At 43.3% G+C, this 22,302-nt stretch carries 15 protein-coding genes; 10 read left to right on the top strand and 5 right to left on the bottom strand.

The window, feature by feature from the left end:
* Positions 1–174 precede the first annotated feature (174 nt).
* Both L1286_RS06720 and L1286_RS06715 read left to right on the top strand, forming a co-directional pair.
* A complete protein-coding gene (locus L1286_RS06720; protein ID WP_235406139.1) occupies positions 175–2,961 on the top strand; it encodes a collagenase in 2,787 nt (928 codons plus the stop codon).
* Positions 2,962–3,040: 79 nt separating this feature from the next.
* On the top strand, positions 3,041–3,796 hold the full coding sequence (locus L1286_RS06715) for a transporter substrate-binding domain-containing protein (protein ID WP_235406138.1): 756 nt from the start codon (positions 3,041–3,043) through the stop codon (positions 3,794–3,796).
* Between the two features lie 32 nt (positions 3,797–3,828).
* Here the strand turns inward: L1286_RS06715 and gloA are convergent, their stop codons facing one another.
* The 4 genes from gloA to L1286_RS06695 form a co-directional block, all read right to left on the bottom strand.
* Entirely contained in the window at positions 3,829–4,269 is a 441-nt protein-coding gene (gloA, locus tag L1286_RS06710; RefSeq protein ID WP_235406137.1) for a lactoylglutathione lyase, read from the bottom strand.
* Between the two features lie 70 nt (positions 4,270–4,339).
* Positions 4,340–6,289: a pre-peptidase C-terminal domain-containing protein gene (locus tag L1286_RS06705; RefSeq protein ID WP_235406136.1), complete on the bottom strand. Its 1,950-nt coding sequence runs from the start codon at positions 6,287–6,289 to the stop codon at positions 4,340–4,342.
* Between the two features lie 11 nt (positions 6,290–6,300).
* Complete coding sequence (locus L1286_RS06700; RefSeq protein WP_235406135.1) at positions 6,301–6,972, bottom strand: Lcl C-terminal domain-containing protein; 672 nt, start codon at positions 6,970–6,972, stop codon at positions 6,301–6,303.
* Positions 6,969–8,480, bottom strand: coding sequence for an ethylbenzene dehydrogenase-related protein (locus tag L1286_RS06695; RefSeq protein ID WP_235406134.1), 1,512 nt, complete (start codon positions 8,478–8,480; stop codon positions 6,969–6,971). The genes L1286_RS06700 and L1286_RS06695 overlap by 4 nt, the downstream gene beginning before the upstream one ends.
* A gap of 154 nt (positions 8,481–8,634) precedes the next feature.
* On the opposite strand from L1286_RS06695, the gene L1286_RS06690 reads away from it, so the two are divergent.
* From L1286_RS06690 to L1286_RS06660, 7 genes are all read left to right on the top strand, one after another.
* Positions 8,635–9,822, top strand: coding sequence for a sensor domain-containing diguanylate cyclase (locus tag L1286_RS06690; protein ID WP_235406133.1), 1,188 nt, complete (start codon positions 8,635–8,637; stop codon positions 9,820–9,822).
* Between the two features lie 74 nt (positions 9,823–9,896).
* Positions 9,897–10,955, top strand: coding sequence for a DUF2066 domain-containing protein (locus L1286_RS06685; protein WP_235406132.1), 1,059 nt, complete (start codon positions 9,897–9,899; stop codon positions 10,953–10,955).
* Positions 10,955–11,659, top strand: a complete 705-nt coding sequence (gene hda, locus L1286_RS06680) for a DnaA regulatory inactivator Hda (RefSeq protein ID WP_235406131.1) — start codon at positions 10,955–10,957, stop codon at positions 11,657–11,659. Before L1286_RS06685 ends, hda begins: the two co-directional genes overlap by 1 nt.
* Before the next feature lie 84 nt (positions 11,660–11,743).
* On the top strand, positions 11,744–12,724 hold the full coding sequence (pheS, locus tag L1286_RS06675; protein ID WP_235406130.1) for a phenylalanine--tRNA ligase subunit alpha: 981 nt from the start codon (positions 11,744–11,746) through the stop codon (positions 12,722–12,724).
* Between the two features lie 13 nt (positions 12,725–12,737).
* Complete coding sequence (gene pheT / locus L1286_RS06670; RefSeq protein WP_235406129.1) at positions 12,738–15,125, top strand: phenylalanine--tRNA ligase subunit beta; 2,388 nt, start codon at positions 12,738–12,740, stop codon at positions 15,123–15,125.
* A 2-nt stretch (positions 15,126–15,127) separates the two neighbouring features.
* Positions 15,128–15,427 (top strand): integration host factor subunit alpha, encoded by a 300-nt coding sequence (gene ihfA, locus L1286_RS06665; RefSeq protein WP_010377997.1) that lies wholly within the window; start codon positions 15,128–15,130, stop codon positions 15,425–15,427.
* 281 nt (positions 15,428–15,708) lie between these two features.
* Positions 15,709–17,151, top strand: coding sequence for an EAL domain-containing protein (locus L1286_RS06660; RefSeq protein ID WP_235406128.1), 1,443 nt, complete (start codon positions 15,709–15,711; stop codon positions 17,149–17,151).
* Positions 17,152–17,208: 57 nt separating this feature from the next.
* Here L1286_RS06660 and L1286_RS06655 read toward each other — a convergent pair whose 3' ends face one another.
* Positions 17,209–18,831 carry an alpha-glucosidase family protein gene (locus tag L1286_RS06655; RefSeq protein WP_235406127.1) on the bottom strand — a complete coding sequence of 541 codons (1,623 nt, stop codon included), beginning with the start codon at positions 18,829–18,831 and terminating at the stop codon, positions 17,209–17,211.
* Between the two features lie 660 nt (positions 18,832–19,491).
* On the opposite strand from L1286_RS06655, the gene L1286_RS06650 reads away from it, so the two are divergent.
* Entirely contained in the window at positions 19,492–22,293 is a 2,802-nt protein-coding gene (locus L1286_RS06650) for a TonB-dependent receptor (protein WP_235406126.1), read from the top strand.
* The last annotated feature ends 9 nt before the right edge of the window (positions 22,294–22,302 follow it).

Genomic DNA, 22,302 nt, shown 5'->3' with positions numbered 1-22,302 from the left:
CGATTTCCATCGTCTTAGAATAAATTAGTTAACAAAAAATAATTAAAGCGTTTAATTATCATTCCGTTTATTACGTAAAGTTATATAAAATATATTGTATGCAATATTGCTGTTGTGTTAAAAATATGTTCCCGATTAGCGGGTTTGGATACACATTTTAAAAAGGTTAAAAATATGAAACTTAAAGCGATAGTACTGTCTTTGCCGGTATTAGCATTCGGTTTACACGCCCATGAGCATCAAGCTGAACGCACGTTTAAACCCTTAGAAACATCTTCACCAGTGCATCTTTCACATGGTGACGAACATCACACACAGCACAATGAGAAAGCGCCTGTTGCGCAAAGCAATGTGCCTTTTGTTTTAGCCAATATGATGACAGCAGATGGCATGTTGTCTGCGGCCAATGAAATTGCAGCTGAGTGTGATTTAAACCAGTTGGCACAAGCCAGTGCAAGCAATATTGCCAGCGTGGTAGAGAATCAAGGTACTACTTGTGTGAACCAACTATTTAGTGCGCCAAGTGCAACACAAGTTGCGGTGTTTACAACGGCGAAAATGCGGGCCGCCGCTGAATACGCAAGAACTTTAACGGCCAACTACGATGGCAACGGCAGCACAGCATTGGAGTCATTATTTTTATTCATTCGCGCAGGGTATTACGTAGAATTTTATAATGACTCGGTGACATTTGGTACGGACTTAAAGGCGGTCGTTAAAAATGCCATCGATGGTTTTGTAAATAACAGTCATTTTTATGACAACAGTGACGCACATGGTCGCGTGTTACAAGAAGTGATCACAACGATGGACTCGTCTGAAATGCAGGATGTGTATTTACCTGTCGTTAAATCGTGGTTGCAACGCTGGGATCAAAGTTATGCTGATAAATGGAACATGCGCAGTGCCGTCAACGGCGTGTTTACTATTTTGTATCGAGGCCAATGGAACACGCGTTTTGTGTCATTAGTGCAATCAGATACGACACTGGTGAGCCTGCTCGATAACTTTAGCAAGCAAAGCTGGATGATCGGGTCAGATGCAGAATACATGATCATTAACTCAGCCAGTGAATTAGCGCGTTTAAAAACCTATAAAAATGCAGCAATTCAGCCCTCTGTTGATACCGCATTAAAAGCACTGTTTAGTCGCTATGAAAGCTTTGGTTATGGCGATGGCATTTGGCTAGCTGCGGCAGATGTGGCTACCTACTACGCAGATTGTAATGATTTTGGTATTTGTAACTTTGAGCAAGATCTCACTGCCAAAGCACTGTCTCAAACTTATCAATGTAGCTCGACAATTCGTATTCGTTCGCAAAATATGACCAATGCGCAGCACCTGTCTGCATGTCAAACAATGGCATTGGAAGAAACACGTTTTCATGACATGTTGCAAACTAATAACACGCCGGTTGCTGATGACAACAACACCATGTTGCAGGTGAATATTTTTGATAGTAGTAGTGACTATGCAAAATACGCCAAAGCAATTTTTAAAATTAATACCAATAATGGCGGCATGTACCTCGAAGGCGATCCGAGCAAAGTTGGCAACCAAGCGAACTTTATTGCTTATGAGGCTAGTTATGCAAAGCCAGACCATTTTGTTTGGAACTTAGAGCATGAATACGTGCATTATCTTGATGGTCGATTTGATTTGTACGGTGATTTTAATGCGCCCACAGAAGCCATTGTATGGTGGAGTGAAGGTGTTGCTGAATATGTGGCGAATCTAAATGACAATCAGGCGGCAATTGACACCATTAAAGATGGTAGCACTTATCAATTGGGTGAAATATTCGAAACGACTTACGCAGGCTTTGATCAAGACAGAATTTATCGGTGGGGCTACTTAGCGGTTCGCTTTATGTTTGAGCGTCATTTTGAAGAGCTTAAAGTGATGTTGTCGCAAACAAGGCAAGGTAATTGGAGCGGTTATAAGGCGACAACAAACGACTGGTCGCAGCGTTATGCTCAGGAATTTACCCAGTGGACACAAGCGCTGGCAGGGGGAGGTGAGAATAAAGCCCCCATCGTCGCAATCAATGGGCCATACTCTGGTTCTGTAGGTCAAGACGTGATATTCAGTAGCCAAGGCAGTTCAGATCCTGAAGGTCAGTCATTAACGTATCTATGGCAATTTGGTGATGGCAACCAAAGCACCGAAGCAAATCCAAGACATCGCTACAATACCAAGGGTGAATACAGTGTTTCTCTCACTGTGAGCGACCCTCAAGGATTGAGAGCCACTGCGTCAACAACGGCTACAGTGTCTCAAACGGGTGATGGGGTGGCTGAATTGCAAAAAGGTCAGTCAATTACGGTCGCCGCACAGCAAGATGAGATGACACACTTTAAAATTGAAGTGCCTGCGGGGGCAACCAACTTAAGCGTGACAACATCGGGTGGTAGTGGGGATGTTGATCTCTATGTTCGACACGCTCAACAACCAACGCTTGACACGTATGACTGTAGACCTTATGTCGGAGGTAATGCTGAACGTTGTCACATCGCAACGCCAACCGCAGGGACTTACTTCATTATGCTGCGTGGATATAACGCATATGAAAATGTGTCGCTTGTTGCTGATTTTGACGCACCACCGACCACTCTACCGGACCTATGTAAAACGCAAGGCGGTGTGTCGAATGGTCGATTGGTTGCAGGCACACCAGTCTGCTTAGCAAGCCAAGAGCCAATGTGGTTTAGCCTCGAGAATGTTCAAGGGCAAGGCAACATTAGTATTCAAACAGCACACGGCAGTGGTGACTTGACGCTTGAATACAGCAATCAAGGCTGGCCAACAGAGACTAATGTTGAAGCGCGCTCTGCTCGAAATGGCAACAGTGAATGCATTAATTTATCTGGCCAAAGCCAATATTGGGGATACGTAAAAGTTTCAGGTGCGCCGCAAGGGGCAACTATCCTAGTGAAATATAACGACGGAAGCTGTCAGTAACATAGTGCTATAAAACTTGATGACTGAATGGGTAAGATATAGATTTAGTATATTGCCATTCAGTCATTTTTTAGGAGTTATGTTGCGCCAGCTAATTATCATTGGCATATTCATGTGGATACCTTGGACCACTTGGGGTGAACAAGCAAACCGTATAAACCTGTATACGTATCATGATAAACCGCCTTATATCATGGATTTAAAAGACAAGTCAGGGCTTTACTTTGACATTGTTAGGTTGCTTAATGAATTTCATGATGATGTGCAGTTCCAATTGGTTTTCAGGTCCAAAAACCGCATCCGCGCAGAATTGGAAAAAGACACGCTCATTGGCGCAGTACTTGGTGTTAACCCCATCTGGTTTGGAGATAATGACCAGACAGTATACCTTTGGAGCGATCCGCTTTTCTACGATACCGATGAGTTTGTGTCGAGTGTAAAACGCCCGTTTGATTATGAAAACCCGACATCACTCCATGGTCAACGCTATGGCGGCGTGCAAGGTTACTTTTACCCCAAATTACATGATGCGGAAAAGCTTGAAAAGCTCGAGCGCGTTAATGTAGAAAATGAAAAAGCCCTGTTAGAGTTGGTGTTAAAACAGCAAATTGATTTCGCAGTGGTCAGCCGCCCAACGTTTTTTTACTATGCAAGAAAGCATGGCTGGTGGACGAGCCTGTATCTGTCGCATCAATCTCACCAAAAATACTATCGAGCAATATTAGTACCCAAAAGAAGCAAAAATTCACTCCGTGCTCTGCTAGAAACCACAAGCTCAATCGCCTTTAAAAAACACATGAAACAATTAGTGAGCTCGTATCATATTGCAGATTAATGAGTGAAGCTGCGCTTCACTCATTAAACGTTTTACCAACTACCAGTATTGGGCATCGATAACCATGGTTCTTGTGGGGCTTTAGGTGCATCTTTTTGCAGCAACTCAATAGAGATACCATCCGGTGATTTTACAAATGCCATATGACCGCAGCGTGGCGGTCTATTGATGGTCACGCCCGCTTGCTGTAACTTCTCACATAGTGCATAAATATCGTCTACGGCAAATGCCAAATGACCAAAGTTTCTGCCACCCGTGTAAGTCTCAGGATCCCAGTTATAAGTCAATTCAATGGTAGGAGAGAAGGTTTCTTGCGCTTGTTCAAGTTGGCCTGGCGCGGCTAAAAATACCAAAGTAAATCGGCCTTTTTCACTGTCTTTGCGTTTTATTTCGACTAGACCAAGCAGGTCACAGTAAAATTTAAGTGATGCGTCTAAGTCTTTGACACGCACCATCGTATGTAGAAAATTCATAATTTGCCCCTTGTAATAATGCTCTAATAGATATGGGCTATCTATTACATCACAAGGGGCTGGTCGCGAATTAGTATTCGGCGACGAGTTTAACGCCACTATATGTTTCGTATGCTCTTACACCTAAATGCCATGTGCCTGCATTTGGGTTAGTAATCGTACAGGTTTCAGAGTTGCCGTTTTCATAAGGGCGACATTCATAGCTTGAAGTGGTTGGCTGGCTACCAAAGCGTACATATAGGTCGGCATCACCACTGCCACCGCTAATAGTCACCGTTAATTTGGCAGTCCCTGCTGGCACATCGAATGTGTTGTGAGTCCAATTAGATTTACTCGCGCTTAGGCCCGTCCATTCTTGTCTGTTGCCTGGGTTTGTCGTCGCACTGTACGAGCCAACCAATGAAACGCCACTGTATGCTGCATAGCCGTTTAGCATCACGTAATAGGTGCCGGTTTGGATGGGGGAAATGGTACAAGACTCATTGTTGCCGTCCTTGTAAGGGCGACAATCGTAGTTTGACGTGCTTGGTTCTGCACCAAATTTCACGTACATGTCGACGTCGCCCGTTCCTCCGCTAGTAGAGAAGGTTAAACGCGTGGTATTTGCTGGGACGTCCATCGTATATACCGATTTTGCACCTTTAGCACCACTGATGCCGTTGACTGGGACGTCATTCTCTAGCACATTTGGCTCTGGGCCAATGGGGGTTTCGATAACTGACAGACCAGCCGCGTTTTGCACTAAAGGCAGTACTTCACCAAGGCCGCTGGCATACCACCAACTGACGTTGCCAGGTAAGGCAAGTGGATCTGCAGCACGTTGTTCGCGCGTGAGTGTATTCGCGCCAGAGGTAAATTGTGCAGTGCGTACGTCAAGTTTATTTGGGGTGACAGACAGTACTTTAAACTGTTGAATACTTGCCAGATCGATAGTCCAAGACTTAGGATCATTTGCAGAACGAGCTGGGGCGCCCCAACTTCCCTCACCAACATAAACGGTGCCACCAGACGTGGTTTTTACAAAGTTGCTGCCCGAAGGTTTAAGCGCTTCGGTGATCTTGTTAATGTGTGTATCGGACTCAACGACTAGGTTCATCGCGTTGTTGTAAAAGTCACTTGCCCACCAAGTGTGCAGTATCGTGTTATCTGACTTGCCAGAGTAGTGTGGGTACATTGGCTTATGATATTGAGCAACACGCCACTTGGCACTGTTACCTTGGCTCTGCAAGTCTTGTTTAAGCCAATTATTCATTGCGGTTGCATAACTGGACCAGCCACTATTTTTGTACTGGCTATTTAAAGTGTAGACACGGAGTAGGTTGGCGACATTGAACGCCCCATAAGTGTCTGCGTTTGTGCACTGACCATCACTATTGTAATCAACCCCAAACACTTGGCACAGCGTTTTATAGTTGTCATCCTCATGGTTTCCGTGGGTCGCAATGAAAGGGTAAACACGCTTATAACTCTGACCACCAATCACATCTGATGAGAACGTGAGTTGCCAATCCTTTAAATACTCTTTCATTTCAGATGCCGAGTTTGCATTTGTGTAGTCGCCACCATGCATGATGAACAGAGGTCTAATTTTGGCGACCATTTGGTTCCCTGAACGGCGTGTCGTCCAACCTGTCCGCGTGTCACCGCCTGCAATAGCGACAAATCCTGTCGACGTCGTTGCGGGGGCGGTTTTGAACCACAAATGTTGGCCACATCCGGTGCTGTCACAGACGCGATAGTAAATGGCTGAATCTGCAGGGAGGCCAGTAAGTTTGACAAATTGGCTGTTTAAGCTACCTGCAAAGGTGTGACTTGCGGTAACGGATTTCGTTGTCCAACTTGATTCATTGGTGCTAGTACCATATTTGATTACATGATTTGAACCGCCTGTTGGGGTAAAACCAATTGTTGCTTGGCTACTTGGATTACCATCCCAAATAATACGGTGATAGTCACTTGCGCCATAACATGTATTGGCCAAAAGTAACGAACTAGCGATACCAATGTGGAGCGCTCTCATAGTTGTTATTCCTATTGATGTTGTTTAATTGTTGCGCGACGACTTAGCTGCGGGTGTGTGTTTGCTGTTGGTATATCTGCAACCAACATGACAAATGCGGCATTTCGGTAGGGCAAGATGCCTGGTTTACCAAAATGAAAATTGATTGCTGTTGCGCCCTTCCCATGATGACGGTATTGCGAAGGGAGCGTGATATTGTGCTCAGAACTCCAATAGTCGCCCCGTTTGATATGTAGAAAGTAATCGTTGGCAATAAACGGTTGAGATGGAGAGCTGGGATCTTGCACTAAACTATTGAGCTCTTCAGCACTGGGTAAGCGCCAATTATGTTGACCACACAATCCCTGTTTGTTGGTATGGCGAATGAGATCGTCAGTGTCACAACGATTGGGCTCAAAATAACAGTCTCCAAAGTTGCTTTTACCGTGTTGGCCGTCAAACCAAGAATACGTCCAATATCCATCATGAATGGTTTCATTGTCTGTTTTTACCTCCCAAAGTACCTTGTGTTTATTGTCTAGCACGCATGCCCACGGTCCTTGCCAGGGTAAAAGCGGGTTGCCTGACTGAGCGATCTTCGTAAAACGCTGGTGATGCGATATTTGAGGATGTTCTCTCGGTAGCAAACAAATAGTTATCAACAACGCAAAAATAATGGCTGACCAAATAAGGCGTTTAATCACAGTGAGTACCTCAACTTAATTGCCTGAATATGGCGAGTATGAGCAACTTGTGCGTGATCAAAGGCGGACACCCACATGCAGGTGCCAGTTTTTAGCGCCACATCATATTGTGACTGAGTGTTATGTTTTCGTACTAACTCCAAGGTCCATCGACCATTTTGCCACTCACCTCGTGCTCTGACATCTGCGCGGTCTCCTTCAAAACGATTAGAACGATACAAAACTGAAGACAAAAGCGTGCCTATTGGGTAGCGGTCGTGAGATGCGTCATAAGGTCTTGAGCCAAACCACGGAAGTACCGAATCATGGGAGGGAGACGTCTGGAGGGCGTGTTCAGGTAAGCGCTTAGGCACAATTCCGTTGGGGGTATACCATTGCCAATTCATGACATAGGCGCCGCTTTCTTTTCCGTCTGGTTGATATCCGGCGGTGTAACGACGCTGACCACTGAGGTGCTGTGCGGGTGGTCCAATAAAGTTATCATCAGCAAGGTACATATCATTGGTACGAACAGCTTTCCAATGCCAAAGATCCCGAGTTTTTCCATCTAAGCTGGCATGATAGCCTTTGCCATGCCAATTTTTGGGCTTATTTTTTATTGGGTTGTCACCTAAATGAAGGGTTTTATCACCACCGGCTTCACACCCATCAGATAGCATTACGGCAAACTTATCTTCGTAGAAAGTACGCTCATCATAATTGTAAAAGCCGTTTTCTTGGACTTGCCAACCGCTACGTGTTTTCAATAAAGGTAAGTGGTTGGTGCTTTTGGTCTCGTCCAGCCAAGAAATTAAAAAGTAACTCTCGTATTTATTTGCAAGCGCTCTGATGGTGACTTCTGTCGCACCTTGTTTAAAGTTGGCCCCACCAATTGTCATAACAGAAATTGGGGTCGCTTTTTGCCAAGCGTCTTCATTCGCTTTGCCGTCAATGTCGATAAAGGTTGCGTCATTGATTGTTAATACTGTTAACTGCTGTGTCGAGCTTTTGATTAAAAATAATCCGGCTATTGAGGCCGTGAGTATGCTGCATACGAGCCCTATATGGCGAATAGAAGTGCGTTTTGGAAGTAGGACCCGTAGCACCGTGCGACCATTTTGAATAATGTAGATCCAAGAATGTAAAAACAGATAAAAGCACATCATCCAAATTGCAAACTGATGCATAGTACGTGCAGTGTCAGTGAACAAATTGGCCCAAATCATCCAACCAGAAAGGCTAATTAATAGTAAAGAGGAATATCCTAAGTAATTAATAATTTTGTGGTATTTTGATTGAACGCTACGAAAAGGCCTTGTAAATGAGTACCATAAATAGCAGGCAATAATTAACGTGATGGTAACGCCAAACCCTAAGTGCCAAAGGTGCATTTGACCTTGAGGCAGGAGTACAGAGACAGGCGATAACCAGTCTTGGCTTACTATTGCTATCCTCAAGCCGGTGAGCATGCTGCCGATAACAACAACAATAGCCAAAATATGAAAAATGATGAAGGTTTGCCGATCCATAAAAGTACGCTTATTATTTTTGTAAATTAAGTGTAAAATATTATGTTTACACAATTATGTCATTTTTCAAATACTGCAAAAGGTTAAAGTTATGGCTAAACTTTGAGCTGTTTGGCTGATAAATAAGTAAATTCAGATTAATGAGGGACACGAGATGAAAGAGATAGCTGTAGATGCAGTAGACAGCGGCTATGTGATAGATAGCATGACCGATATTGTGGCATGCTTAAACACGTCAGATTCAATTCAACGATTTCTGTTAGATATTCACTGCATTTTGCAAAAAGTAACCTACGCAGACAATTTTTTCGTTGTGCTCTACAAAGAAAATGGCAACCTTTCTTTTCCGTATTTTCATGATGTAAAAGATGATATGCAGGCGGAAGATCTGGAAAACTTATCTTTGGATGATATTTCTCACTCCCTTACAGCATACGCTTTAAAAGCAAATGATGTTTGTAACTTTAAACAAACCGATATTGAAGCTCTCATGCAAAGTAATGAGGTGAATATTTTAGGATCGATCCCAATGCAGTGGCTTTGCTTTCCACTGGTAAATCGTCGCCAGCATTTGGGGGCGTTTATAATTCAATCCTACCGCAAAGAAGATGAATATTCGGGTATGATTGTTGATGTGCTATATACCATCAGCCATGTGATATCTTCGGCATTAGATGCTTTCAACAATCAGCAAGCCTTATTAGAAGCCAACCGCGTATTACAGAATTATCAATCGGAATTAGAAGCAAAGGTCTCTGAGCGAACCTCAGAATTAGAAAAAAGTTTAAAGAACTTAGAACAAGAAATTGAAAAAAGAGAAGCTTTACAGCAACAGCTAGAGCATGACTCTTTGCACGACAGCTTAACAGGGCTTGCAAATCGTAAATTCTTATTCAGAGAATTAGAAAGACTGTCAGCGCGCTCACAAAGAAGCGATGTCTTGGTCTATATTTTGTACTTGGATCTAGATGACTTTAAGCCCATAAATGATAACCACGGTCACCAAAGCGGCGATCTCGTGCTGCAAACAGTGAGTCATCGTCTAAACCAGGTACTGAGAAGCTACGACTTTATTTGTCGACTTGGTGGCGATGAATTTGTGGTGATGATCACAGAAAAAGTGGACACGGCTTCTCTAGAGTTATTGGCTGAACGTATTCTTCAATCTATCTCTTCACCGATTAAACTCGGTTCAGGTATTGAGGTGAAATGTGGCTGCAGTATCGGTATAGCGTCAGTTATAAATAAGCCGTTTAATGCTGAAGGCGTCATACACGATGCGGACTTAGCACTCTATGAAGCGAAAGGAAAAGGAAAGAACCAAATTTATTTTGCTAAGTAAATGTTTAGGCATTGCTTTACCAGCGTGTATGATTGCATTAGGATCAAACTTTATATTTGTTTAAATGGTTGGTAATGGCACAGAAACTTTTTTTACTCTGTTTTCTTTGGATGTGCAGTTCAGCTTATGCCATAGAGGTGACTGATCTCTATGAAGCGACTTTGGTTGTTGATGATAAAACTCGAGCGACCAGGGCAAAGGCCAGTCAAGATGCGCTAGATCAGGTGATCAAAAAGCTGACTGGTAAGACTGGGAATGGCAACCACCCCCTCATTCAAAAAAGTAAAAGACGTATTTCAGACTATATGCTCAAGTATGAATATATTGAGCATATAGAAGGCGAGTTAAAGATTAAAGTGCGCTTTGAAGCAGAAAAAGTGGAAAAACTGGTCAGAGACAGTGGGTTTGGCCTGTGGGGAAATCGTCGACCCTTGATAGCCATTTGGTTGGTCATAGAAGACAACCTCAGACGCGACTTTGTCACTCAAGAAAGCTATCCGCAGTTGGAGCGCCTTATTTACGATACTGCGGCAGAGTGGGGCGTCCCCGTTGTTGTTCCTTTGATGGATCTGACAGATAGAGCTCAGGTCGGAATAGCAGAAGTCTGGGGCAATTTTTCGGAACCTGTCGAGGCCGCATCTGCGAGATATAATGCAGAGAGAGTAATCACTGGACGTTTGTTTAAACAACCGAATACAAGTAGTTGGCAACTCGATTGGCGTTATACAGACGCTGAGATGTTTGAGTCTGTTCAACTGGTGGGTGACAAGCAGCAGCTCTTGATCGCGATGGTGAATGAGGTGTCATCGGCGCTGGCCAGTGAATATGTTATTGACCCAAATAAGTCATATGCAACTAACAGTACCGTTATAACCGTAGATGGCCTTCGTACATTTGATAAAATAGAGCGCGCCAAAAGACAACTCCTAACTATCAGCACCGTAAATAGTGTGGATGTGGTTTACCGCAGCAAAACACAGGTGCAATTTGAAGTAGAGCATATGTCTTCGGTCTCGGATTTGCAGAAATCCTTAAAATTGGAGCAGTCGTTTGAAGTCTATGTTGATCCGCGCGCGTTTCACCAAGTGGCGAGCTCTTCAAATTTAAGGTATAGCTGGGTGGGGCAGCAGTGATGTTAGATCCAATGCAGTTGGCATTACCCGTTACCTTGCCTGACGATGAAACTTTTACTTCCTATTTCGGGGGAGAGAAGTCTTTAGAGGTGACGCACTTAAAAAAAGCGTTGAACGAAATTCAACAAGATTTTCAATTTACGTATTTATGCGGGCTTGCTGATTCTGGTAAGTCACACTTGCTCTATGCTACGTGCATACATGCACAAGAGCTTGGGCTCTCGACCATTTTGATTTCACTGCGAGAAGTCATTAAATTTGGTCCTGACGTCCTAGAAGGGTTAGATGGCCTTGACGTTGTCTGTATTGATGATGTGCATTTAGTCGCAGGTAATGACGCGATGGAAAAGGCGCTGTTTAACTTCTTTAACCGCTTTAATGAAGCGGGTAAATGCCTTGTTATGACGGCGGATCTGTTACCAAGCATGTTAAACATCGCACTGCCTGATCTTGAGTCTAGGTTAGCATGGGGCACCACGTTTCAGATCCGTTCAATGAGTGACGATGATAAAGCAGAAGCTTTGGTCAAACGCGCGAATATGCGAGGATTAGAATTAAGTGATGAATGTGCGCGATTTTTACTGACTCGACTGAGCCGAGATATGCGTGCTTTACTGGATGTTTTGGACAAGTTAGACCACGCATCTATGGCCGCACAGCGAAAACTGACCATTCCTTTTATAAAAGCCACCCTAAAGCTGTGAATTTGGGCTAGAATCTAGCCCCATCTTTCAGTTATCATAACTGATTCAGAAAAGGCAAATTACCTCAACCAGATCAGGTATAGAATGAACTTAGAGAATATTTTAGCGCAAGCGCTTGAAGCTGTTTCAAGTGCCAGTGAGATTGCGCAACTTGAGGAAGTCAGAGTTAACTACCTTGGTAAAAAAGGTGAAATTACTGGACTACTAAAAACCCTAGGCAAACTAGCGCCTGAAGAGCGTAAAGAAGCGGGTCAAGTAATTAACCAAGCGAAAAACCAAGTACAAACTGCGATTAACGAAAAACGTGAAGCGCTTGCTAACGCCGCACTAGAGCAAAAATTAGCAGCCGAGACGATCGATGTTACTTTACCAGGGCGCACGGCACCAACGGGTGGCCTACACCCAGTAACACGCACAATCGAGCGAATCGAAACATTTTTTGGTGAGCTTGGCTTTGCCGTGAAGTCTGGACCTGAAGTTGAAGATGATTTCCACAACTTTGATGCGTTGAATATTCCTGAGCACCACCCTGCACGTGCTGATCACGATACGTTCTATTTTAATCCGAAACTTGTATTGCGTACGCAAACAAGTGGCGTTCAGATCCGTACTATGGAAGCTGAGCAACCGCCATTACGTATCATCTCTCCTGGCCGTGTTTACCGTAATGACTACGACCAAACACATACGCCAATGTTCCATCAGGTTGAAGGCCTTATGGTTGATGAGAATGTGAGCTTTACTGAGCTTAAGGGCATTTTGCATGACTTCCTTCGCAATTTCTTTGAAGAAGATATGGAAATTCGTTTCCGCCCTTCATATTTCCCGTTTACTGAGCCTTCAGCTGAAGTTGATGTTAAAGGTAAGAACGGTAAGTGGTTAGAAGTACTTGGTTGCGGTATGGTGCATCCAAATGTATTGCGTTCAGTTGGTATTGATCCTGAAAAATACACTGGTTTTGCCTTTGGTATGGGGGTAGAACGTCTAACTATGCTGCGTTATGGCGTAAATGACCTGCGTGCATTCTTCGAAAACGATTTAAAATTCCTAAACCAATTCAGATAAGAGCGAACCAAAAATGAAATTTAGTGAAAAGTGGCTAAGAGAATGGGTTAATCCTGCGATCGATACGGATGCTCTATCTGAACAGCTTTCTATGGCGGGTTTGGAAGTAGACGGCGTGGACCCAGTTGCGGGTGATTTTGACGGCGTTGTGATCGGCGAAGTTGTTGAATGCGGTCAACACCCTGATGCTGACAAATTACGTGTAACGAAAGTAAATGTTGGCGAAGAAGAATTATTAGACATCGTGTGTGGTGCGTCAAACTGTCGCGCAGGTTTAAAAGTCGCGGTAGCAAAAGTGGGTGCGGTACTGCCAAATGGCTTAAAAATCAAAAAAGCCAAGCTACGTGGTCAACCATCACACGGTATGCTATGTGCATTTGAAGAGCTAGGCATGGCTGAAAGCTCTGATGGCATTTTAGAATTGCCAGCAGATGCGGAGATTGGTCAAAATATTCGTGAGTACTTCGCGCTTGATGACGTAACAATCGATGTCGATTTAACTGCAAACCGCAGTGACTGTTTAGGCATCAAAGGCCTTGCGCGTGAAGTCGGTGTATTAAACGGTTTAGATGTTACAGAGATCGAAATCAGTGCGGTTGAGCCAACTATTGATGACAAAGTTGAGATTGAACTTGTTGATAGTGATGCATGCCCTCGCTACTTAGGTCGTGTTATCAAAGGCATCAACTTAGACGCTGAGTCACCACTTTGGATGGTTGAAAAGTTACGTCGCTCAGGCATTCGTTCTATCGACCCGGTTGTCGACGTCACGAATTATGTATTGCTTGAGCTTGGCCACCCAATGCATGCTTTTGATCTTTCAGCGATCTCTGGCGGAATTAAAGTACGTAAAGCACAGCAAGATGAAGAGTTAGTATTATTAGATGGCAATACTGCGAAGCTTAAGACTTCAACATTATTGATTGCGGACCATGATAAAGCGCTGGCAATGGCGGGTATTTTTGGTGGTGAAGCGTCAGGTGTTAAAGAAGGCACCCAAGATATCCTACTTGAAAGTGCTTTCTTCAATCCATTAGCGATTGCAGGCCAAGCACGTAGCTATGGTTTACATACTGATGCGTCTCACCGTTATGAGCGTGGTGTAGATCACCAGCTTCAGCGCGATGCAATGGAGCGCGCAACGGCACTATTGCTTGACATCGTAGGTGGTGAAGCCGGTCCAGTGGTAGAGGCTGTATCAGAAGCTGATTTGCCCACGGCTAAATCAGTGACTTTACGTCGTGCGCGTTTGGACCGTGTGATCGGTTACCACATCGAAGACGAAAAGGTGACCGATATTCTTACGCGCCTAGGTTTAGCAGTGACGTTTGAAAATGCACAGTGGCAAGCTCAGGTACCAAGCTACCGTTTTGACATCAGCATTGAAGAAGACCTGATTGAAGAAGTTGCACGTGTATTTGGTTACAACAACATTCCAAATGTAGCGCCAAGTGCAGCACTTAAGATGACTGATCATCAAGAAGCTGCACTGCCTGTGTCTCGCTTCAGGAATGAGCTGGTATCTCGTGGCTACCAGGAAGCGATTACATACAGCTTTGTGGACCCTAAAAAACAAGCACTCCTGCACCCTGAAAGTGACGCGCTCGTGTTGCCACACCCAATTTCAGTTGAAATGTCAGCGATGCGTGTCAGCCTGATGCCTGGTTTGGTAAATGCGTTAGTGTATAACCAGAACCGTCAGCAATCTCGTATTCGCTTCTTTGAGCATGGCTTAAAGTTCATCAAAGATGAAAGTGCTGAAAACGGCATCCGTCAAAGTGCCGTGCTTGGTGGTATCGTTTACGGAAACACGCACAATGAGCATTGGGGAATTGCAAGTAGAAAGGCAGATTTCTTTGATATTAAAGGCGATGTTGAAGCATTGCTTGCAGTTTGCAATGACCCTGCTAGATTTAGTTTTAAAGCAGAAGCGTGTGATGGGTTACATCCAGGTCAGTCAGCAGCAATTTATGCTGATGGCGTTAAAGTTGGCTTTATTGGTGCGATTCACCCACAATTACAAAAATCGTTAGAATTAAACGATACGGCGTTTGTATTTGAGGTAGAAGTGGCTGCAATGGCGCAAAGAAAGTTGCCTGAAGCCGTAAGTATCTCAAAATTCCCATCAAATCGCAGAGATATTGCTATTTTAGTTGCAGATGATGTAAAAATAGGCGATATTTTAGAAAGCATTGAGAAAGTTGGCGGAAATCAATTAGTTGACCTAAACTTATTCGATGTGTACAAGGGCAAAGGCATTGAACCCGATTATAAGAGTTTAGCCATCGCCCTAACCCTACAAGCAGTTGATAAAACGCTCGAAGAGAAAGATATCAATGAGGTTGTAGACAGAGTCGTGGCCGAATTGGCCAAACAATTTAATGCATCGTTGAGGGACTAGATATGGCGCTTACTAAAGCCGACATAGCTGAACACCTATTTGAAAAATTGGGGATAAATAAAAAGGATGCCAAAGACTTAGTTGAAGCGTTTTTTGAAGAAATCCGCTCAGCGCTTGAAAATGGAGAGCAGGTAAAGCTTTCCGGTTTTGGCAATTTTGACCTACGTGATAAAAAGGAACGCCCAGGTCGAAACCCTAAGACTGGGGAAGATATACCTATTTCTGCAAGGCGTGTAGTTACTTTTAGACCTGGTCAAAAGTTAAAAACACGTGTTGAAGTAGGCACTAGTAAGAACCTTTAATACCAGATTGGTGTAAAGCTACTTAGGTAGCTTTTACAGTTGTCACGAAAGGGTCTATCTGCAAGGATAGACCCTTTGTCATAAATCTGTAATTGTTTGATTTTAGACTTTTTACATAAAATTGATTCTAGGAAGTTAGCTTGCGTCAGAGAAAACATTCTTGGACAAACAGCATCAAAAATTTTTTTGTTTCTTGGTTGATTTGCTCATTCATCTTTGGGCTTTTATTCACATTTATTTTTATCCAACACAAAGAGTCGGAAAAAGCTGCCGTGAGAAGCATGGCTGAGCGCGTACTTTTTGATTTAGAGTCACAACTAGACATTGTAGATGAGTTTCTTCGTCAATCGGGTAGCTTTGATACTCAATGTAGTGACGACACCATACGCCATATACGACAGTTTGTTTTTAAGACTCCGGCGGTGAGCGAAATAGGCATTGTCACACCGCGTGGCGATCTTGTTTGTAATTCATTTGGTGTCCTCGCCAAGCCCATGTATTTATCTGAGCCAATTAAAAAACGCGGCTTACGCTACCATGGCCCAATTATTTCTGAGTTTTTGCAGGTGCCTGCGTTTGTCTTATCTAGAACTCGCCATGATGGCTATGAAGTCAACGCACTGTTACCTACCGATTGGATTAACGACACCCTTCATCTGAGAAAGTACAAAGCGCTAGACTTTGTCGCCGTGGTGGATACTGACACTGGGGTACCTGTGTTTTTGCAAGGGCGCTACAGTTTGCCATTAAACAGGAAAATCTTTCCGCTCAGGCGCAGCATAGAGATGGAAGGGCTGTTTGATGATCAGTCGCATAAGTATTTATATATTAAACCATTTAATAGCGTGCCTCGGTTAGCCGTGGTGGTGAGTAAACCGGCTCGGTATTTAGGCATGCCTAACCCTTTATGGCTGTTGGTATTATGTCTGTTGTACATGGCATCTTGGGCTGGGTTAGTCGTACTACTGAACTACTATGATAAACGTTTATTAAGCAGCCGAACGCTTTTATTAGATGCAATTAACCGTGCAGAGTTATTCAATGTTTATCAGCCTTTAGTGAACGCCCAAAATCAACAAGTCGAGGGCGTCGAAGTATTGATTCGCTGGATGCACCCATTAGAAGGAGAACTTGGACCGGCTTACTTTGTTCCAGAGGCTGAACGAGATGGCACAATACTTGAGCTGTCGTTGTATCAGATAGATTTGGCTCTACGAAACTTAAAGCCAATTCTAGTTGAAAATAGTCATTTTAAAGTGTCTTTTAACGTTAACGGCTTTTTATTGATGTGCCCCAGTTATATCAAAAAACTCTGTGAAGCCAAGGCGGTTTTTAACAACTTGACCATTGAGTTGACTGAACGCGACGTACTTTCAGAGGCCAAGATTAAGTTGATCCTCAAAGAGTTAGTAGATATGGGTATCGAAATTGCCATTGACGACTTTGGAACGGGCTACAGCGGCTTACAGTATCTACAGAGTTTTCCAATCGACTTGCTTAAAATTGACCAAAGCTTTGTCGCGTCGATTGGTCTAGATAATCTGCAATCTCCCGTTTTAAATGCGGTCATTGAAATGGCGGAAAAGCTTGATAAAAAGTTAATTGCAGAGGGCGTAGAAACAGCCCAACAGGCCCACTACTTACTCGAACGTGGCGTATCAGTACATCAAGGTTGGCATTACTATAAAGCTTTGAATATCAATGATCTTAAACGTGTACTTTAATTTTATTTACGCCCATTAATAAGAAAGCCTCCTAAAAGGAGGCTTGGGTCATCTGTGTTAGATAGATGCGAAAAAGCAGCCGTAACCGGGCAGGGTTACCTTTCCTGCTGCTTGCTCACCGGTATGATGAGCAAGTTCCTTAATTGGGGTGTAATTATCTTCTTGGACCTCACACACAGCAGTTTGTTCAGATAAATTAAATAAACAAAGTAATTTTTTGTCATCAAGTGTGCGGTAAAAAGCCAATACAGGTTCTTTGGTATCAATAAATTCGATATCACCAGTCAGCAGCTCTGGCCGTGTTGCGCGCCAAGCTAAAAATGCTTTGTATTGCGAAAGCGTAGAGTGGGGTTCTACCTCTTGGCTGCTCACTGTGTTTTGCGCGTGTTCATCGCACACGGGTAACCAAGGCGACCCAGTCGTAAACCCTGCATGCGGGGCGTCATGATGCCAAGGCATTGGCGTACGACAGCCATCTCGCCCCTTAAAATTTGGCCAAAACGTGATGCCGTATGGATCTTGCAGATCTTCAAAAGCAACATCGGCTTCACTTAGTCCAAGCTCTTCACCTTGATACATACACACGCTACCGCGAAGTGAGCCTAGAAGGGCTGTGAGCATTTTTACTTGCTGTGGATTGACACTTTTTCCGTCTTGTGACCAGCGACTTGCAACACGTTGAACATCGTGATTACTAAAGGCCCAACAGGGCCAGCCTTCAGTCATAACTGCTTCTAGTCTAGATACGGTTTCTCTAATATATTGTGCGCTGTAGTCATTGGTGAGCAGCTCAAAGCTATACCCCATGTGCAGCTTATCACCACCCGATGTATACTCTGCCATAGTTTGCAATGAGTCTTCCGATGAAATTTCACCTAAGCTGACTGTGCCTGGGTATTGATCCAATAATGATCTAATTTCAGCCATGAAATCTAAATTTTCTGGCTGTGTGTTGTTGAAATGGTGGTACTGGAAAGCGTAAGGGTTATCTTCGCTAAATCCACGCCCTTGACGCAATGCCTTCGGTTTTGCAGGATTGTCTCTTAATTGCTTATCGTGGAAACAAAAGTTAATTGCATCCAAGCGGAATCCATCGACTCCCTTATCTAACCAAAACTTAACGTTATCAAGCACTGCTTGACGAACATCTGGGTTATGGAAGTTTAAATCAGGCTGTTCTGTTAAGAAATTATGCAGATAGTATTGGCACCTTCTTGGCTCCCATTGCCAAGCAACACCACCAAAAATGGAGAGCCAATTATTTGGAGGACTGCCATCCGGCTTAGCATCTGCCCATACGTACCAATCCGCTTTGTCATTATGTTTATCAGCGCGGCTTTCTACAAACCAGGGGTGTTCATTAGAGGTATGACTTAATACCTGGTCAATGATGATCTTAATATTTCGCTGGTGTGCTTGCTCTATAAGCTTGTCAAAATCCCCAATATTGCCAAACATTGCGTCGATATCTCTGTAATCACTGATATCGTATCCAAAGTCTTTCATAGGTGATTTAAAAAAAGGTGAGATCCATACAGCATCTACACCCAAAGATTTGATGTAGTCTAAGCGTTTGATGATGCCGTTTAGATCACCAATGCCATCACCTGTGGTATCTTGAAAACTACGTGGGTAAATTTGATAGATTACCGCACCTTTCCACCATTCATTTTGAGCCATGCACTATTCTCCAGCTTGTGCAGTGATTTCACTTTCTCAGGTATGTATTTTACTTTTCTGAGCCTGACGTGAATCGGGTCTTTAATATTGTCGAAAAGCATACGGCATGCTTGCATATGAGTAAAAAAACTGCATACGTATGCATCAAAATTACTTCACTTTTTCTTCAATTCAGTGGTAGGTAGAGGTTTACATCTAAGACTTTACCAATTTATAGTTGTCATATAAGAAGTGTAGAACTAGTAATGGTTAAATGGAGAATTATTGGTAATACCAATTTTCAATCTGTATTTTTAGCATACTCTTGTTGTAATGATCTTGTCATAATTAACTCAAGAACGGCGCCATGGTTACATGAATGTAAAGTAATTATAAATATCTAGAGGCTTTTGTAACAAGCTGAACAATCTTAAATAACTTTAATTAAAACATGGTTTTATAATCTTTTTTCAGACGGATTGTCACTTGAAATTCGCTGTGAGTCATTTTTGAATACGTATGCATAAAGTTGTGAGCAGCTAAGTCACAGCGCTACTATTGCCGGTGACAACAAAATTAACGTCACATGAACTTATTTTTGCAGAAAATGGTATTTATATCCGCTGCTGTAATTAAGTAACAACAAAGCGACGTACAAAAAGCTAATTGGGATAAAACATTATGTCTACGTTCAAACCAAGCATGTTGACCTTGGCACTCGTTACAGCGGGTGTGGGCAATTACGCAATTGCTGCAGAAAACGAAGAATCTGTAAAAAGTGAACAGAAAAAAGTAGAAGTCGTTGAAGTTCGAGGCTTCCGAGCAAGTGTTGTAAAATCAATCAACACAAAACGTTTCTCTTCTGAAGTTGTTGAGTCTATCTCAGCAGAAGATATCGGGAAATTACCTGATTCATCAATCGCAGAGTCTATTGCGCGCCTACCAGGTATAACATCTCAGCGACTAGACGGTCGCTCTAATAAGGTTACCGTTCGTGGATTTAGTGAAAATGAAGGCGCGACGACTTTAAATGGCCGTGAGCAAGTCTCTATCAATGACAACCGCGGTGTTGAGTTTGACCTATACCCTTCTGAAATCATGAGTGGCGTGACAGTCTATAAGACGCCGAGTGCGAGCTTAGAAGCTGAAGGGATTGCAGGTGTTATAGATATGCAGACCGTGCGTCCACTAAGTATGGGTGAGCGCGTTGTGCAAGTTAACGCTTTGTATGAGAAGTCTGACTTAGGCAAGTTAAACCCTGATGCAGATGATGCAGGTTTACGTGGCACCTTTTCGTATATTGACCAGTTTGCCGACGACAAGTTTGGTATCGCGTTTGCACTGACAACAAGTTCTTCACCAAATCAAGAAAAGCGTTGGAATTCATGGGGCTACCCTGAATTTGAGGAAAATGGAAAGCAATACTCAGTACTGGGTGGCGCTAAGCCATTTGTACGCTCTACAACCTTAGAGCGTGACTCTGCGATGTTTGTATTTGAAGCTGCGCCAAACGACAAGCTCTCTCTGGTGTTTGATGCTTTATACATTGACTTTAAAGAAGATAAAATTCTTAGGGGGATAGAAATCCCGTTTGCTTGGGGTCAAGGTACAATCAATCCACAAAGCGTTTCTGTAGATGAAGCAACGGGCTTTATTACAAGTGCGACAACCGAAGGTCAGCGTGTAGTCGTACGTAACGACTATGAGTCGAAAGAAGCTGAGATGCAAGCATTTGGCTTGAACGCGACTTATGAATTGTCCGATACAACGACACTTGAGCTTGATATCAGCCACTCAAATGTTGAAAACAAAATTTGGAGTCTAGAGAGCTACTCTGGAACAGGCCGAGGTGACTCAAGAGGCGCAGCGGATAATATCGGTTACACTTTTAATAGTGGCAATACCGGTGCTCAGTTCACCCATGAATTAGACTACAGTGACTTCAATTTAATTAAGATAGGTGGCCCGCTTTCTTGGGGCGCGAGCAGCGCTCTAAACGACAAGTACGGTACAAACTCGGATGATCATCCATTTAAAAATACGCTACAAGATGGCTTCATTAATGCGCCTGTACTTGAAGATGAAATCAATTCACTGAAACTTGCAGCTAAACATGCACTAGAAAGTGATTTTATCAGCTCAGTTGAAGCGGGTGTTTCATACAAAGAAAGAGAAAAATCGAAAGTTTCTGAAGGGTACTTCATGACCCTGAAAGATTTTTCTTTCCCTGATAATACAGGTTTACTAGAAGTGCCAGAACAGTATCGTTTGGGTACGGCCAATCTTGACTTTATTGGCATGGGTAACATGATTGCCTATGATTCAAGAGCGATGGTTGCAGATGGTTATTTCTCACTGTTGGCTGAGAGTCTAACTGATACGAGCCATGCTGCGAGAACTTGGTCTGTTTCCGAGGAAGTGACGGCTGCATTCGTACAAGCCAATATAGACGCTGAAGTCGCGGATATGCCTTTAAAAGGTAACTTTGGCTTACGTTATGTGAAAACAGATGTGTCGACAAAAGGCGCCAAAGCTGGTGTGAGTGACTCAGGCCAAGTTGTTTTAGAGGACAGCTCTGAAAACCATGATTATAGTCACTTGTTACCAAGTTTGAACTTATCACTATCGATTGATGACGAGCAGATGCTGCGTTTTGGATATGCGAAAACAATTTCACGCCCTAAAATGTCGGATATGAACTCGTCTGTCGTCAGAACATATAAAGACACGCCAGATGACAATGGTAATAACTGGGAAATTACAGGTGGTAACCCTAAGTTAGAACCAAAAGAAGCCGATGGGTTTGATTTAACGTACGAAAATTACTACCACACTGAAGGCTACTTTTCAGCAGGTGTATTCTATAAAGACCTGAAAACATGGATCTTTGATTCTGTGACAGAAGAAGATCTGAGTGGTGTAATCAACCCTAAAACTGGTGAAGTCCCAGCAAACCCGACAGCAACGAGAAAGCTGAAAGTGAATGGTGGTGGCGGTAATTTATGGGGCTATGAAGCTGCCGTGACTTTCCCATTCTCGCTGATCCATGACAGCCTCGAAGGGTTTGGTATTATTGCCAGTCACACGAGAATTCATCAGGATGTTGAAGACCACAACGGTAATGAATATGAGCTGCCAGGACTTTCGGAAAAAGTTCAAAATCTCACGTTCTTCTATGAAAATCATGGCTTCCAGTTTAGAACGAGTATGCGTAAGCGCTCTGACTTTAAAGGTGAAGTATATGGCACGGGATTCAAGACAGAGCAAGTTGATATTCTTGGCGAAACTATCTGGGATGCTCAGCTCGGTTACGACTTCGGCGAAGCCGGTATTAAATCTCTAGAGGGACTGACGTTAAGCCTACAAGTTCAAAACTTAACTGAAGAGCCATTTACATCACTATCAGGTGACAACGCACTACAGATCAGAGATTATCAGGATTACGGACGTGTATTCTTGCTAGGTGCAAGCTATAAGTTTTAATTAGGTTTT

It is taken from the genome of Pseudoalteromonas sp. SMS1, assembly GCF_021530565.1.
Lineage (GTDB): Bacteria > Pseudomonadota > Gammaproteobacteria > Enterobacterales > Alteromonadaceae > Pseudoalteromonas.
Note: the sequence above shows the minus strand (reverse complement) of the source record. Positions and strands in the feature narration are given on the sequence as shown.

What these genes read in the sequence shown, in the direction of transcription:
- L1286_RS06720 (WP_235406139.1), top strand. Translation starts at nt 175, where the DNA reads ATGAAACTTAAAGCGATAGTACTGTCTTTGCCGGTATTAGCATTCGGT.
- L1286_RS06715 (WP_235406138.1), top strand. Translation starts at nt 3,041, where the DNA reads ATGTTGCGCCAGCTAATTATCATTGGCATATTCATGTGGATACCTTGG.
- gloA (WP_235406137.1), bottom strand. Translation starts at nt 4,269, where the DNA reads ATGAATTTTCTACATACGATGGTGCGTGTCAAAGACTTAGACGCATCA.
- L1286_RS06705 (WP_235406136.1), bottom strand. Translation starts at nt 6,289, where the DNA reads ATGAGAGCGCTCCACATTGGTATCGCTAGTTCGTTACTTTTGGCCAAT.
- L1286_RS06695 (WP_235406134.1), bottom strand. Translation starts at nt 8,480, where the DNA reads ATGGATCGGCAAACCTTCATCATTTTTCATATTTTGGCTATTGTTGTT.
- L1286_RS06690 (WP_235406133.1), top strand. Translation starts at nt 8,635, where the DNA reads ATGAAAGAGATAGCTGTAGATGCAGTAGACAGCGGCTATGTGATAGAT.
- L1286_RS06685 (WP_235406132.1), top strand. Translation starts at nt 9,897, where the DNA reads ATGGCACAGAAACTTTTTTTACTCTGTTTTCTTTGGATGTGCAGTTCA.
- hda (WP_235406131.1), top strand. Translation starts at nt 10,955, where the DNA reads ATGTTAGATCCAATGCAGTTGGCATTACCCGTTACCTTGCCTGACGAT.
- pheS (WP_235406130.1), top strand. Translation starts at nt 11,744, where the DNA reads ATGAACTTAGAGAATATTTTAGCGCAAGCGCTTGAAGCTGTTTCAAGT.
- pheT (WP_235406129.1), top strand. Translation starts at nt 12,738, where the DNA reads ATGAAATTTAGTGAAAAGTGGCTAAGAGAATGGGTTAATCCTGCGATC.
- ihfA (WP_010377997.1), top strand. Translation starts at nt 15,128, where the DNA reads ATGGCGCTTACTAAAGCCGACATAGCTGAACACCTATTTGAAAAATTG.
- L1286_RS06660 (WP_235406128.1), top strand. Translation starts at nt 15,709, where the DNA reads ATGGCTGAGCGCGTACTTTTTGATTTAGAGTCACAACTAGACATTGTA.
- L1286_RS06655 (WP_235406127.1), bottom strand. Translation starts at nt 18,831, where the DNA reads ATGGCTCAAAATGAATGGTGGAAAGGTGCGGTAATCTATCAAATTTAC.
- L1286_RS06650 (WP_235406126.1), top strand. Translation starts at nt 19,492, where the DNA reads ATGTCTACGTTCAAACCAAGCATGTTGACCTTGGCACTCGTTACAGCG.